Annotated in this window: 13 protein-coding genes; 4 read left to right on the plus strand and 9 right to left on the minus strand. The window is 73.9% G+C overall.

What is annotated here, in order from left to right:
- The first annotated feature begins 14 nt into the window (after positions 1-14).
- The 3 genes from GQS52_RS20330 (at position 15) to GQS52_RS20340 (ending at position 3,157) form a co-directional block, all read left to right on the plus strand.
- Positions 15-1,571 (plus strand): SDR family oxidoreductase, encoded by a 1,557-nt coding sequence (locus GQS52_RS20330; RefSeq protein ID WP_182314784.1) that lies wholly within the window; start codon positions 15-17, stop codon positions 1,569-1,571.
- A 4-nt stretch (positions 1,572-1,575) separates the two neighbouring features.
- Positions 1,576-2,493 (plus strand): Gfo/Idh/MocA family oxidoreductase, encoded by a 918-nt coding sequence (locus GQS52_RS20335; RefSeq protein ID WP_182314785.1) that lies wholly within the window; start codon positions 1,576-1,578, stop codon positions 2,491-2,493.
- A gap of 217 nt (positions 2,494-2,710) precedes the next feature.
- Positions 2,711-3,157: an SPW repeat protein gene (locus GQS52_RS20340; protein ID WP_182314786.1), complete on the plus strand. Its 447-nt coding sequence runs from the start codon at positions 2,711-2,713 to the stop codon at positions 3,155-3,157.
- A gap of 193 nt (positions 3,158-3,350) precedes the next feature.
- Here GQS52_RS20340 and GQS52_RS20345 read toward each other — a convergent pair whose 3' ends face one another.
- From GQS52_RS20345 to glnA, 5 genes are all read right to left on the minus strand, one after another.
- Positions 3,351-4,142, minus strand: coding sequence for a hypothetical protein (locus tag GQS52_RS20345; RefSeq protein ID WP_182314787.1), 792 nt, complete (start codon positions 4,140-4,142; stop codon positions 3,351-3,353).
- A gap of 144 nt (positions 4,143-4,286) precedes the next feature.
- A complete protein-coding gene (gene fahA, locus GQS52_RS20350; RefSeq protein WP_182314788.1) occupies positions 4,287-5,498 on the minus strand; it encodes a fumarylacetoacetase in 1,212 nt (403 codons plus the stop codon).
- Positions 5,495-6,502 carry a hypothetical protein gene (locus GQS52_RS20355; protein ID WP_220472784.1) on the minus strand — a complete coding sequence of 336 codons (1,008 nt, stop codon included), beginning with the start codon at positions 6,500-6,502 and terminating at the stop codon, positions 5,495-5,497. Before GQS52_RS20355 ends, fahA begins: the two co-directional genes overlap by 4 nt.
- The gene (locus GQS52_RS20360) at positions 6,499-7,710 is read right to left on the minus strand and encodes a cupin domain-containing protein (RefSeq protein ID WP_182314789.1); all 1,212 of its coding nucleotides are present in this window, start codon (positions 7,708-7,710) and stop codon (positions 6,499-6,501) included. The genes GQS52_RS20355 and GQS52_RS20360 overlap by 4 nt, the downstream gene beginning before the upstream one ends.
- 298 nt (positions 7,711-8,008) lie before the next feature.
- Positions 8,009-9,418, minus strand: coding sequence for a type I glutamate--ammonia ligase (gene glnA, locus GQS52_RS20365; protein WP_182314790.1), 1,410 nt, complete (start codon positions 9,416-9,418; stop codon positions 8,009-8,011).
- 269 nt (positions 9,419-9,687) lie between these two features.
- Here glnA and GQS52_RS20370 point away from each other — a divergent pair, with 269 nt between their 5' ends.
- Positions 9,688-10,158, plus strand: coding sequence for an RDD family protein (locus GQS52_RS20370; protein WP_182314791.1), 471 nt, complete (start codon positions 9,688-9,690; stop codon positions 10,156-10,158).
- 136 nt (positions 10,159-10,294) lie between these two features.
- On the opposite strand, the gene GQS52_RS20375 is transcribed toward GQS52_RS20370, so the two are convergent.
- The 4 genes from GQS52_RS20375 to lipB all read right to left on the minus strand — a co-directional run bounded on the left by GQS52_RS20375 (position 10,295) and on the right by lipB (position 13,378).
- A complete protein-coding gene (locus GQS52_RS20375) occupies positions 10,295-10,981 on the minus strand; it encodes a DUF4191 domain-containing protein (RefSeq protein ID WP_182314792.1) in 687 nt (228 codons plus the stop codon).
- A gap of 93 nt (positions 10,982-11,074) precedes the next feature.
- Positions 11,075-11,314, minus strand: coding sequence for a hypothetical protein (locus GQS52_RS20380; RefSeq protein WP_259370878.1), 240 nt, complete (start codon positions 11,312-11,314; stop codon positions 11,075-11,077).
- 256 nt (positions 11,315-11,570) lie between these two features.
- Positions 11,571-12,524, minus strand: a complete 954-nt coding sequence (gene lipA, locus GQS52_RS20385; RefSeq protein ID WP_182314793.1) for a lipoyl synthase — start codon at positions 12,522-12,524, stop codon at positions 11,571-11,573.
- A gap of 62 nt (positions 12,525-12,586) precedes the next feature.
- Complete coding sequence (gene lipB, locus GQS52_RS20390) at positions 12,587-13,378, minus strand: lipoyl(octanoyl) transferase LipB (protein WP_182314794.1); 792 nt, start codon at positions 13,376-13,378, stop codon at positions 12,587-12,589.
- Between the last annotated feature and the right edge of the window lie 303 nt (positions 13,379-13,681).

Raw genomic sequence — 13,681 nt, forward strand, 5'->3', positions numbered from 1 at the left:
GTAGAGATCGGGTCATGACCCCGCCGCACCGACCCCTGCGCTGCCTCGTCACCGGAGCCACCGGCTACATCGGCGGACGCCTCGTCCCCGAGCTGCTGGCGGCCGGGCACAGCGTCCGCTGCCTCGCCCGCACCCCCGCCAAGCTGCGGGACCTGCCCTGGGCCGACGACGTCGAGACCGTCGAGGGCGACGTCACCCGACCGGAGACCCTGCCCGCGGCGCTGGAGGGAATCGACACCGCCTACTACCTGGTGCACGCCCTCGGCGCGGGGAAGGACTTCGAACTCACCGACCGCGAGGCGGCCCGCGCCTTCGGCCGGGCGGCCCGCGAGGCCGGGGTGGGCCGCATCGTCTACCTCGGCGGCCTCACCCCCGCCGGGGTGCCCGAGAGCAGGCTCTCCGCGCACCTGCGCTCGCGCGCCGAGGTCGGCCGCATCCTCATGGACTCCGGGGTGCCCACCGCGGTCCTGCGCGCCGCCGTCGTCATCGGCTCCGGCTCCGCCTCGTTCGAGATGCTGCGCTACCTCACCGAGCGGCTCCCGGTCATGGTCACCCCCTCGTGGGTGCGCACCCGCCTCCAGCCGATCGCGGTCCGCGACGCCCTGTACTACCTGGTGGGCTGCGCCGACCTGCCCGCGGACGTCAACCGCACCTTCGACATCGGCGGCCCGGACGTGCTGACCTACCGCGACATGATGCAGTGCTACGCCGGCGTCGCCGGGCTGCCCGCGCGCGTCATCGTCCCCGTGCCCGTCCTGACCCCCCGCCTGTCCAGCCACTGGATCGGCCTGGTCACCCCCGTGCCCGCCTCGGTGGCCCGGCCTCTGACCGAGTCGCTGCGCCACGAGGTGGTCTGCACCGAGCACGACATCCGCGGTTACGTCCCCGACCCGCCCGAGGGGCTGACCTGGCTCAACGACGCCCTGCGGCTGGCGCTGAAGAAGATCCGCGAGGCCGACGTGGCCACCCGCTGGACCTCCGCCGCCACCCCCGGCGCCCCCAGCGACCCGCTGCCCACCGACCCCGACTGGGCCGGCGGCAGCCTCTACACCGACGACCGCACCCTCACCACCGTCGCCTCCCCCGAGTCCCTGTGGAAGGTCGTCGAGGGCATCGGCGGGGACAACGGCTGGTACTCCTTCCCGCTGGGCTGGGCCGCCCGCGGCGGCTTCGACCGGCTGGTCGGCGGAGTCGGCCTGCGCCGCGGCCGCCGCGACCCGCAGCGGCTGCGCGTCGGCGACAGCCTGGACTTCTGGCGGGTCGAGGAGATCGAACGCGGCCGGCTGCTGCGGCTGCGCGCCGAGATGCGGCTGCCCGGCCTGGCCTGGCTGGAGTTCACCCTCGGGCAGGAGGAGGAGACCGGCTACACCACGTTCCGGCAGCGGGCGGTGTTCCACCCGCGGGGGCTGGGCGGCCACGCCTACTGGTGGGGGATCAGCCCCTTCCACGCCCTGGTCTTCGGCAGCATGGCCCGCAACATCACGGCCGCGGCCGCCCGGCTCGACGGATGGGACCCGGCCGCTCCGTCGCCGCGGACCGTTGACGCCCCCGACGCACGCTCGACACGATGACCGCATGCGCATCGGACTGCTGGGCACGGGCCCCTGGGCGGAACGCGTGCACGCCCCCTCCCTGAGCGAGCACCCCGGGGTGGAACTGGTGGGGGTGTGGGGCCGCCGGGCGGAGGCGGCCCGGGAACTGGCGGAGCGGCACGGGGCCCGCGCGTACGACGACCCCGACGCGCTCGTCGCCGACGTGGACGCGGTCGCACTCGCCCTGCCGCCCGGCGTCCAGGCCGAGCTGGCGGCGCGGGCCGCCGGGGCGGGGCGGCACCTGCTGCTGGAGAAGCCGCTCGCCGACACCGTGCCCGCCGCCCGCCGGGTCGCGGAGGCGGTCCGGCGCACCGGCGCGGCGTCGGTGGTCTTCTTCACGCTGCGCTTCGGCACCCCGGAGCAGCAGGCGTGGATCAGCGAGCAGGCCGCGCACGGGGGCTGGTTCACCGCCCGCGCCGAATGGCTCGCCCCCGTCTTCGGGGACCGGCCGGCCCCGGGGCCCGGCTCCCCGTGGCGCCGGGAGCGGGGTGCCCTGTGGGACGTCGGGCCCCACGCCCTGTCCGTCCTGCTCCCGGTGCTCGGCGACGTCACCGACGTCACCGCGGCCCGCGGCCCCCTGGACACCGTGCACCTGGTCACGCACCACGAGGGAGGGGCGTCCGCCACCCTGACCCTCAGCCTGAGCGCGCCGCCCGCCGCCGCGGGGACCGCCGTGGAACTGCGCGGGAGGGCGGGGACCGCCGCACTGCCCGTGCACGGCGACGGCCCGCAGGCCGCCCACGGCCGGGCGGTCGACGCCCTGCTCGCGACGGCCCGCAGCGGCGGGCCGCACCCGTGCGGCGCCGGGTTCGGCCTGCGCGTCGTGGAGGTGCTCGACGCCGCCGAACGGTCCCTGCGCGACGGCGGCTCCGTGCAGCGGCCCCCGGCCCCGCACTCCTGAGCGGCCGGCTTCCCGCCGCCACGACCCTGCCGCCGCGACCCTGCCGCCGCGACCCTGCCGCCGCGACCCTGCCGCGACTGCCCTGCTTCCGACACCTGCGGCAGGTAATCATCGCCTCAAAAACATGCTCATAACGGGTGAAAAGGAGCACAATGAAGTGTGCGGTACATGCCGCATCGTGTGATCGCCCAGCGTGGAACCTAAGGAGGCGAGTCGGATGGCCGACGTGTCACGCCACAGGGGCGACATGGCCACCCACCCCGACGTGCGCGAGATGAGGGAGCGGTTCGCGCGCACCGCGGACGAGAGGGACGTGGCGCTCGTCGATGCGTCGGTGCTCCTGACCGGCCTGTACTGCGCCGTCTCTCCCTGGGTGGTCAACTTCTCGCTCACCCGCCCGGACCTCGCGGCCAACAACCTGATCATGGGAATCGCCATCGGCCTGACGGGCCTCGTCCTCTCCGTGGCACCGGCCAGGGCGTACGGGCTGAGCTGGGCGATGATCGTGATCGGCGTCTGGCTGATCGTGTCCCCGTGGATCGTCACCAGCGGCCCCACCGCCGGGATGATCTGGAACAACATCGTCGTCGGCGTCCTCACCTGCCTGTTCGGCCTGCTGGCCGCGAGCAGGCTGATGAAGATGAAGAAGGGACCTGCCGTCTGAGGCGGAGCACGGCCGCGCCGCCCCCCGCCACCCCCGCCACCCCGGCCCGCTCCGGTCACCGGCCGTCCGCGTCGGTGACGGTGACGGGCGGGGGCGGCGGTCCGTTCCCCGCCCCGTGAATCCCCGCACCGGGAGCCCCGCTCCCGGAGCCCCACTCCCGGAGTCCCCGCCCCGGAGGCCGGGCGCCGCCCGGTCACCGGGCCGGTGTACTCCGGCGGCGGCCGGCCGGGGCGGCGTAGTACGGCACCAGGTACCGGTCCTGCCCGCGCCGGCCCGCTGGCACCGTCACCAGGGCGGGCAGCACCTCCGGTGCCAGCCCGGCGGAGATCGCCCGGCGGCACCGGGCGCAGGCCGGGCGCCGCTCCGCGGCCACGTCCCGGGCGCGGACCCGGCGCCGTTTCGCGGCCTTCCGGGAGCCGGACGCCGAAGCGCCACCGCCCTCGTGGGCGGCGCCGTGCAGGGGGTTGTAGAAGCACCGCACCACCGGTGGCCGCGGCCTGCGCCCGGCGTGCAGGTCGTGCGCGGCGGCGAACAGCTCCAGCGCCCGGTCGGCGAGCACGACGGCGAACGCCGCGTCGGTCGCGTCCACCGGCCCCGGGCCGTCACCGCCGCCGCGGCCGCCGTTGTGGTCGCCGTCGCCGTCGCCGTCGCCGTCAAGCAGCCGGCCGGCGGCGTGGTAGGCGTCCAGGGACGCGGTGTAGGCGGCCCGCGCCTCCGACTCCTCGGCGTCCAGGTCGAGTTCGGCGGTCCGCAGCACCTCGCCCACCTCGGCGACCCGCTCCGACGCCGCGGCCGAGAGCCGCTCGCACAGGTCCTGCCACACCCGGGCCACCAGTTCCTGCTGCGCCCTCCTCGCCCGGGGGTCGGCGGGCGGCCGCGCCGCCCCGGTCCCGGCGACCGCCCAACCGCGCCACCGGCCGGGCGAGAGGGACCACCGCACCCACTCCGCCCGTCCCGCGAGCCACTGCCCGAAACCCTCGCCCATGCGCACCCTCCCTGCCGCCCGTGCACTCTCCCGCACCCGCCGCGTCCGGGCAAAGCACCGCCGCCCCCCGCGACCCGGGTCGCGAGGGGCGGCGGCGGGAGGGCCGCCCGGCCGGGAAGGCTGCCCGGCAGGGCGGGTTCCGCGTCAGGCCCGACCGGTCCTCGCGGGGGCGACGGTGCCGGCGACCTCGCCGAAGCCGATGCGCACCCCGTCCGCGCCCGGCGCGCCGGCCCGGATCACCACGGTGTCGCCGTCCTCCAGGAAGGAGCGGGTGCTGCCGTCGGCCAGCTTCACCGGCTCCTTGCCGCCCCAGGACAGCTCGAGGAACGAGCCGCGCTGCCCGGGCTCGGGGCCGGAGACGGTGCCCGAGGCGTACAGGTCGCCGGTGCGCAGGTGCGCGCCGTTGACCGTCATGTGCGCCAGCTGCTGCGCCGCCGTCCAGTACATCTGCCCGAAGGGCGGCCGGGAGACCACCTCGCCGTTGAGCTCCACCTCCAGCTGCAGGTCCAGCCCCCACGGCTCGTCCTCGCGCAGGTAGGGCAGCGGCTGCGGGTCCGGGGCGGGCGGGGCGGTGCGCGCGTGCTCCAGCGCGTCCAGCGGCACCACCCAGGGGGAGACGGAGGTGGCGAAGGACTTGCCGAGGAACGGGCCCAGCGGCACGTACTCCCAGGCCTGGACGTCGCGGGCGGACCAGTCGTTGACCAGGACCGCGCCGAAGACGTGCTCGGCGAAGTCCGACACCGGCACCGGGGTGCCCGGCTCCGAGGGGACGCCGACGACGAAGCCGACCTCCGCCTCGATGTCCAGCCGCGCCGACGGGCCGAAGACCGGGGCGGGCGCGTCCGGGGCCTTGCGCTGCCCGCACGGGCGCACCACCGGCGTGCCGGAGACCACGACGGTCCCGGCCCGGCCGTGGTAGCCGATCGGCAGGTGCTTCCAGTTGGGGGTCAGCGGGTCCTGCCCGGGGCGGAAGATGCGGCCCACGTTGGAGGCGTGGTGCTCCGAGGCGTAGAAGTCGACGTAGTCGGCGACCTCGAACGGCAGGTGCAGCCGCACCCGGTCGCGCAGGATCAGGTGCGGCTCCACCGCGGAGCGGTGGGCCTCGTCGGTGAGGAGCCGGACCAGCGTCTCGCGCACCTCCCGCCAGGCGGTCCGCCCGCGGGCCATGAACGGGTTGAGGGTGCGGGCGGCGAGGTCGGAGGCGTACGGCAGCCCGACGCGGGAGACGTCGAGGACGAAGTCGCCGATCGCCACGCCGACCCGGGGCTCCTGCCCGGGCAGGGAGAACACCCCGTAGGGCAGGTTCTGGACGGGGAAGTCGGAGTCTGCGGGTACGGGAACCCACGAGCGGGTCATGCGTCGTTCTCCTTGCGGGCCGGGGGTTCGGTCACGGGCTCCGCCGTGCCGCCGGCCGGGTCGTCGTCGGTCAGGCCCAGGGCCCGGAGGTCTTCCAGCGGCTCGGCGGTGCTGCACGAGCCGTAGGCGGTGAACAGGGTGCGGGCGGTGCGGGCGAGGGCGTCCGGGACCGCGCGGGCCTCGGCGGCCAGCGCCGCGGTGTCGCCGGACTCCAGCACGGCCACCACGTCGGCGGCGCTGCCGCCGTCCACCGCGCGGCACACCGCGAGCAGCAGGTTGAGGAACCCGTGGTGGGTGAAGCCGGTCCGCCCGTCGCGGTACCGCACCGCACGGTGCAGTCCCGCGGTGGCCTTGAAGGGCAGCCGCAGCCCGGCGCAGGCGTGCACGAAGGCGCCCAGCGACCCGGTGGACGGGAACAGCTCGGGCCGCACCCCGCCGCAGCGCACCTTCGCGCCGAGCCCGGCGGCGGCCAGTTCGGGCAGCACCTCGCGCCACGGCCCGGTGAGCGGCACCTCCACGTGGCACGGCAGGTCCCGCCGCGCCCCCGGCTCCAGCACGTCGAGGGCGGCGCGGGCCCGCCGCGCCGCGTCCGCGGGGTCCGCGGCCTGCGGCAGCGGGCCCTCCGCGGCGACGAGCCGCAGCCCGGCCCCGGCGCCGTCCAGGTTTTTCAGCGCCGCCCGTGCGGCGTCCGGCTCCAGGGGCGTGATCAGCCCCAGGAGGACGGGCTCCCGTCCGTCCGGCGCGCTGCCCGGTGAGCCGTCCGGTGGGCCGTCCGGCGAACCGGCCCGTTCGCCGGAGAGGGCCTCGGACAGCTCGGGGAGACGGCCGGCCGGGCACAGGAACCGGTGGGTGAGCACCGGGTGCGCGGCGGCGGAGTCCGCACGGTGGCGGGCCAGCGCCGCGGCCATGGGCAGCTCCTCCGGGGGGAAGATCCCGGCGTCGTCGACCAGGCGGGCCAGCAGGGCGGCCGGGGGACGCGGGCCCGCCGCGGGGGCGGCCGTCACGACCGCCCCTCCGGGCCGCGTCCGCTCCACGTCCAGGGGTAGGCGGGGTCCTCGCAGGCCCGGCCGCCCTCGCCGAGCTCCAGGGGGCGGAAGGTGTCGACCATGACGGCCAGCTCGTCGAAGAACTCCACCCCGATGCTGCGCTCGTAGGCGCCGGGCTGGGGGCCGTGCGGGTGGCCGCCGGGGTGCAGGGAGACCGAGCCCTGGCCGATCCCCGAGCCCTTGCGGGCCTCGTAGTCCCCGCCGCAGTAGAACATCACCTCGTCGCTGTCGACGTTGGAGTGGTAGTAGGGGACCGGGATCGACAGCGGGTGGTAGTCCACCTTGCGCGGCACGAAGTTGCAGACCACGAAGTTGTGGCCCTCGAAGACCTGGTGCACGGGCGGCGGCTGGTGGACGCGGCCGGTGACCGGCTCGAAGTCGCGGACGTTGAAGGCGTAGGGGTACAGGCAGCCGTCCCAGCCGACCACGTCGAACGGGTGGGTCGGGCAGACCAGGACGGTGCCGGCGATGCCGTGGGCGCCGGGCCCGCGGTGCTTGACGTACACCTCGACGTCCTCGCCCTCGGCCAGCAGCGGCCCCTGGGGCCCGCGCAGGTCCCGCTCGCAGTACGGGGCGTGCTCCAGCAGCTGGCCGAACCGGGACAGGTAGCGCTTCGGCGGGGCGATGTGGCTGTTGGCCTCGATCGCGTAGAGCCGCAGCGGGTCCTCGCCGAGCGGCACCCAGCGGTGGGTGGTGGCCCGCGGCACGACCACGTAGTCGCCCTCGCCGGCCTCCAGGGTGCCGAACACCGTCTCCACCAGGCCGCTGCCGCTCTCGACGTACACGCACTCGTCGCCCAGCCCGTTGCGGTACAGCGGCGAGACGGCCCCGACGACGGCGTAGGAGATGCGCACGTCGTCGTTGGCCAGCACCAGCCGCCGCCCGGTCACCGCGTCCAGCCCCCTCCAGCCGTCGGCGGGGAAGAGCCCGTGCAGGCGCAGGTGGCGCGGCTTGAGGGGGTGGTTGGGGACGGTGGACAGGTCCGGCAGTTCCCAGGGGCGGCTGTCGACGATCGCCGAGGGGATCTCCCGGTGGTACAGCAGCGAGGAGTCGGAGGAGAACCCCTCCTCCCCGATCAGCTCCTCGTAGTACAGGCCGCCGTCCGGACGGCGGTGCTGGGTGTGCCGCTTCGGGGGCACGTCCCCGATGCTGCGGTAGAAGGCCATGGCGTTTCCTCGCGGTGCGCTTTCCCGGGCGTTCGGACGGGGCGGAGGGACCGCCGCGGGGTGCACCCCGCCTCCTCCGTGTTCGGATATCGGACACTTGGATCCGTTATCGGGCAACACCTTCGGACCTGCGGTCCGTGACTGTCAATACCCGCTCCGGCCCGCCCGCCGAACGGGGTGCCGCCGGCCGGGCGCACCGCAGGACCGGCCGGGCACGCGGAACGGCCGCGGGCCGGCACCCGTGGAGGGGTGCCGGCCCGCGGCCGTGTCCTGTGCGCGGTCTCCCGCGCGGCCCGGATCAGAGGTCGAAGTACATCTCGAACTCGTGCGGGTGCGGGCGCAGCTGGATCGGGGCGATCTCGTTGGTCCGCTTGTAGTCGATCCAGGTCTCGATCAGGTCGGAGGTGAAGACGCCGCCGGCCTGCAGGTACTCGTTGTCCTCCTCGAGGGCCTCCAGGACCGCCGGCAGGGAGGTCGGGACCTGCGGGACGCTCGCGTGCTCCTCGGGAGCCAGCTCGTACAGGTCCTTGTCGATCGGCTCGGCCGGCTCGATCTTGTTCTTCACGCCGTCCAGGCCGGCCATCAGCAGCGCCGCGAAGGCCAGGTACGGGTTGCTGGACGGGTCCGGGGCGCGGAACTCGACGCGCTTGGCCTTCGGGTTCGAGCCGGTGATCGGGATGCGCATCGCGGCGGAGCGGTTGCGCTGCGAGTACACCAGGTTCACCGGCGCCTCGAAGCCCGGCACCAGGCGGTGGTAGGAGTTCACCGTCGGGTTGGTGAAGGCCAGCAGCGACGGGGCGTGCTTGAGGATGCCGCCGATGTAGTAGCGGGCGGTGTCCGACAGGCCGGCGTAGCCCTGCTCGTCGTAGAAGAGCGGGGAGCCGCCCTGCCACAGCGACTGGTGCACGTGCATGCCCGAGCCGTTGTCGCCGAAGATCGGCTTCGGCATGAAGGTCGCGGTCTTGCCGTTGCGCCAGGCGACGTTCTTGATGATGTACTTGAACAGCATCAGGTCGTCGGCGGCGGCGAGCAGCGTGTTGAACTTGTAGTTGATCTCGGCCTGGCCGGCGGTGCCGACCTCGTGGTGCTGGCGCTCGATCTGCAGGCCGGACTTCTCCAGCTCCAGCGACATCTCCGCGCGCAGGTCGGCGAAGTGGTCGACGGGCGCGGTCGGGAAGTAGCCGCCCTTGTAACGGACCTTGTAACCGCGGTTGTTCTCCACCGCACCGGTGTTCCAGGCGCCGGCCTCGGAGTCGATGTGGTAGAAGGACTGGTTCGCGCTGGTCTCGAAACGCACGCTGTCGAACACGTAGAACTCGGCCTCGGGGCCGAAGTACGCGGTGTCGGCGATTCCGCTGGAGGTCAGGTACGCCTCCGCCTTCTTCGCAACGTTCCGCGGGTCGCGGCTGTACTGCTCGCCGGTGATCGGGTCGTGGATGAAGAAGTTGATGTTGAGCGTCTTGTCCCGGCGGAACGGGTCCACGCGGGCGGTCGACAGGTCCGGCAGCAGCGCCATGTCGGACTCGTGGATCGCCTGGAAGCCGCGGATCGAGGACCCGTCGAAGGCCTGCATCTCGGACGGGTCGAACGTCGCGGCCGGGATCGTGAAGTGCTGCATCACACCGGGCAGGTCGCAGAACCGGACGTCCACGAACTTGACGTCCTGGTCCGAGATGAACTTCTTCACCTCGTCGGCGTTTTGGAACATCCAAATCCTCCTAGGCCCGGCCCGTGCGGCACGGAAATTGCTTTGCGGTGCGCCCGGGTGCGGGTGCGCAACGTCGTGGTCGACCATAAGGACCCGGGATTTCCCGGGCGTGACCCGTTTGTTTCGCAGGCGTTAACCGCCCCGGTGGCGTGTTCCTGCCCGCCACGGTACTCGCGGCGGGAGCCGGACGCCGTCCGGAGGAACCGCCGGGGGAACCCCCGGAGGACGGGCCCGCGGCCTCCGCGGAGGGCCGCGCTACCGTTGGGGACGTGGACAACAGGGACGTTCTCGGATCGTGGATCTCGGGCCCGCGGGCCGCCGCCGAGGAGATGGGCGCGGACTTCGGCTACCGGGGCGAGAGGCTCGGACTGCCTCAGGAGGGGCCGGGGTCGATCGCCTCCATGGGCCGGCGCCTGGCGGCGCTGTTCATCGACTGGACGCTGTGCGTGGTGATCGCCTACGGGCTCCTGGCGGGCGGCGACGCCCAGCGGGCGAACCCCTGGACCACCGTGGTCTTCCTGGTCATGAGCGTGGCGCTGGTGGGCACCGTGGGCACCACCCCGGGCAAGCGCCTGCTGGGCCTGCGGGTGATCGGCGAGGACGGCCGGCGGCTCGGCTTCGGCCGGGTCCTGCTGCGGACCGTGCTGCTGCTCCTGGTGATCCCCGCGGTGGTGTGGGACCGGGACGGCCGCGGACTCCACGACAAGGCCGCGCGGGCCGTCCAGGTGCGCACTTCCTGAACCACGCCGGGCCCCGCCGGCGAAAGGCCGGCGAAAAGGAGCGGCGGCCCCGGGAAGTACCGGGACCGCCGCTCTCGGCGTCTGCTGTCGTGTGCGCTCCGCTGCTGCCCGTTGTATGCGATCCGGGTCCGGGCCGTCAGCGCATCTTCCCGCGCGGCATGCGCAGGTTCTTGGGCATCGGGCCCTTCGGGATCGGCATGTTGCTCATCAGGTCGCCCAGGGCGCGCAGCCGGTCGTTGACCGTCGTCACCTGGGAGCCGGGGAGCACCCGCGGCATCTTCATCAGGGTGGTCTGCAGCTTCTTCAGCGGCACCTGGCCCTCGCCGTTGCCCACGACCAGGTCGGTGACGGGCACGTCGGAGACGATCCTCGCCATCCGCTTCTTCTCCGCGGCCAGCAGGGCGCGCACCCGGTTGGGGTTGCCCTCGCCGACCAGCACGATGCCGGGGCGGCCCACCGCGCGGTGCACCACGTCCTGGTTGCGGTTGGCGGCCACGGCCGGGGTGACCGTCCAGCCGCGCCGCATGTTCTGCATGACGGCGGCCGCGGCACCGGGCTGGCCCTCCATCTGCCCGAAGGCCGCCTTCTCCGCGCGCCGCCCGAAGACGACCGCCATGGCCAGGACGGCGAGCAGGAAGCCCAGGATCCCGGCGTAGACGGGGTGATCGATGATGAAGCCGACGGCGAGGGCGACACCGAAGGTGACGACTCCCACGGCCGCGACAATGAGCCCGACCTTGCGGTCGACCCGCTTCGTCATCTGGTAAGCCAGGCGGATCTGCTTCAGCCGCCCGGGGTTCTCGGATTCTTCCTGCCTCGCCATGCGGCCCAGGATACGTGGCGGGAGGCGGCCGGGAGCAAGCGCCCCGGGCCGCCCCCGGCGGTGCCGCGGCGGTTCGGGAAGGGGGTGCGGGGGTCAGCCCGCCCAGGGGCCGGAGCCGCGGGAGCCGGCCAGCGACTCCAGCACGCTCTGCGCCTCGTGGCGGTCCCTGGCCCGGCGGCGGTCCTCGCAGACCGCCGCCCAGGCGTTGCGGCGGGCGGTCTGCTGCCCGCCGCGCATGAGGAAGGACTCGACGGCGCGCAGTGCGCCGGCGACGTACACGGTGGTACCCGGAGTGCCCTGGCGGTTCTGCTCCCGTACGGCATCGGGCAGCATCGGCGTCCTCCTTCGGAGGGGTGCGGAGAGGAAGGGAAGGCGGCGGCGCGACCCCGAGGGGCCGGAGGCCGCGTGTCCCAGGATCACCACACAGTGTTACCGCGCGGTGACGGTCCGGTCAAACGTGCGCGAAAGGAACACCTCTCCTTTCACCCCCGACCGGTGGAAAGGCTGCTCCCTCCGGGCGGGAACGCCCCGCCACGCGCAGGGGCCCGCACGCCCTCCCCGGGCGTGCGGGCCCCTGTACGGGCGACCCTCAGACGGTCTCCGGCGCGGCGAGCGCCTCGCCGCGCCTCTCGACGGCCTGCTGGTACAGGCGGCCGGCGCGGTAGGAGGAGCGGACCAGCGGACCGGACATCACGCCGGCGTAGCCGATCTCCTCGGCCTCCTCCTTCATCTCCACGAACTCGTGCGGCTTGACCCACCGCTCCACCGGGTGGTGCCGGGGGGTCGGCCGCAGGTACTGGGTGATGGTGATGAGCTCGCAGCCCGCGTCGTACAGGTCCTGCAGCGCCCGGCTGACCTCCTCGCGGGTCTCGCCCATGCCCAGGATCAGGTTGGACTTGGTGACCAGCCCGGCCTCGCGGGCGCGGGTGATCACCTCCAGCGAGCGCTCGTAGCGGAACCCGGGACGGATCCGCTTGAAGATCCGCGGCACGGTCTCCACGTTGTGCGCCAGCACCTCCGGGCGCGAGGAGAACACCTCGGCCAGCTGCTCGGGCACCGCGTTGAAGTCGGGGATGAGCAGCTCGACGCCCGTGCCCGGGTTCAGCGCGTGGATCTGGCGGACCGTCTCCGCGTACAGCCAGGCGCCGCCGTCCTCGAGGTCGTCGCGGGCGACGCCGGTGATCGTGGCGTAGCGCAGCTCCATCGCCTGGACGGACTCCGCCACGCGGCGCGGCTCGTCGAGGTCGAGCGCCTGCGGCTTGCCGGTGTCGATCTGGCAGAAGTCGCAGCGCCGGGTGCACTGGTCACCGCCGATGAGGAACGTCGCCTCGCGGTCCTCCCAGCACTCGTAGATGTTGGGACAGCCGGCCTCCTGGCAGACGGTGTGCAGGCCCTCGCGCTTCACCAGGCCCTGCAGTTCGGTGTACTCGGGGCCCATTTTCGCCCGGGTCTTGATCCACTCGGGCTTGCGCTCGATGGGGGTCTGGCTGTTCCGGACCTCCAGGCGCAGCATCTTGCGACCGTCGGGTGCGACAGCGGACACGTCCGGCTCCCTACGACTTCGATTCTTCGGTGCACCCAAGGGTACGCCCGTACTTTGCGAGCTCAGACGGCGCGGGGCAGCGGCTCTGCGGAGGTGAGGACGTCCCGCAGGTGCTTCTCGACCACCGGCAGCACCTCGGCGACGGTGACCCGCCGGCCCAGCTCGTCGGAGAGCGAGGCCACCCCGGCGTCGCGGATGCCGCAGGGCACGATCCGGTCGAACCAGGTGTTGTCCGGGTCGCAGTTGAGCGAGAAGCCGTGCATGGTGACGCCCTTGGCGACCCGGATGCCGATGGCGGCCAGCTTGCGGTCCTCGCCGCGCTGCCCGGCGTTGGACGGCGCGTACTCCGGCCCGCTCAGCCGCAGGTCGAACTCCTCGTCCTGCCGCGGGTCCGACCCCGCGTCGAAGTGCAGCTCCAGGCCGCCCGGAGCGGGCCGCCGCTCCACCGGGTCGCCCAGCACCCACACCCCGCTGCGGCCCTCGATCCTGGTGGTGGCCAGGCCGAACTCGGCGCAGGTGCGGATCAGCGCCTCCTCCAGGCGGCGCACGTGGGCGATCACGTCCACCGGGCGGGGCAGCTTCAGGATCGGGTAGCCCACCAGCTGGCCGGGGCCGTGCCAGGTGATCTTCCCGCCGCGGTCGACGTCCACCACCGGGGTGCCGTCGAGCGGCCGCTCGCTCTCCTCGGTCCGCCGGCCCGCCGTGTACACCGGGGGGTGCTCCAGCATCAGGCATGTGTCGGGGATCTCGTCGGCGAAGCGGGCGGCGTGCACCCGCCGCTGCTCCTGCCACGCCTCCTGGTACTCCACGGCCTCCGGGCCGAAGCCCAGATGGACGAAGCGCAGCTCACTCACGGCGGCTCCCGGTTCCTCTTCGCGTCCTCGCGTCGGTTGCGGCGCCCGTGTGCCGGTTGCCCGCTGCACTGCCGGCGCCTCCGCCACTCTACGGCCGACCCGGCCCGGCGACGAAGGGGGACGAAGGGGAAACCCTCTACCACGCCCGCGCCGCGGAGGCGACCGCTCCGCCCTCCCGCAGCAGGAGGTGTCACCCGTTATGGGGAATGCCTGGCCAAACGGCGGATTCCGGGGGGCGCCCGCGCATACATTCGCGCCGTTGAACGAGGAACGAACAGGGCGCCAGGATCCCGCCCCGGAAGC

Origin of the sequence: Streptomyces sp. SCUT-3 (assembly GCF_014083985.1) — a bacterium.
Taxonomy (GTDB): domain Bacteria; phylum Actinomycetota; class Actinomycetes; order Streptomycetales; family Streptomycetaceae; genus Streptomyces_H; species Streptomyces_H thermolineatus.

Coding starts and splice junctions, on each gene's coding strand:
- GQS52_RS20330 (WP_182314784.1), top strand. CDS start 15: ATGACCCCGCCGCACCGACCCCTGCGCTGCCTCGTCACCGGAGCCACC.
- GQS52_RS20335 (WP_182314785.1), top strand. CDS start 1,576: ATGCGCATCGGACTGCTGGGCACGGGCCCCTGGGCGGAACGCGTGCAC.
- GQS52_RS20340 (WP_182314786.1), top strand. CDS start 2,711: ATGGCCGACGTGTCACGCCACAGGGGCGACATGGCCACCCACCCCGAC.
- GQS52_RS20345 (WP_182314787.1), bottom strand. CDS start 4,142: ATGGGCGAGGGTTTCGGGCAGTGGCTCGCGGGACGGGCGGAGTGGGTG.
- fahA (WP_182314788.1), bottom strand. CDS start 5,498: ATGACCCGCTCGTGGGTTCCCGTACCCGCAGACTCCGACTTCCCCGTC.
- GQS52_RS20360 (WP_182314789.1), bottom strand. CDS start 7,710: ATGGCCTTCTACCGCAGCATCGGGGACGTGCCCCCGAAGCGGCACACC.
- glnA (WP_182314790.1), bottom strand. CDS start 9,418: ATGTTCCAAAACGCCGACGAGGTGAAGAAGTTCATCTCGGACCAGGAC.
- GQS52_RS20375 (WP_182314792.1), bottom strand. CDS start 10,981: ATGGCGAGGCAGGAAGAATCCGAGAACCCCGGGCGGCTGAAGCAGATC.
- GQS52_RS20380 (WP_259370878.1), bottom strand. CDS start 11,314: ATGCTGCCCGATGCCGTACGGGAGCAGAACCGCCAGGGCACTCCGGGT.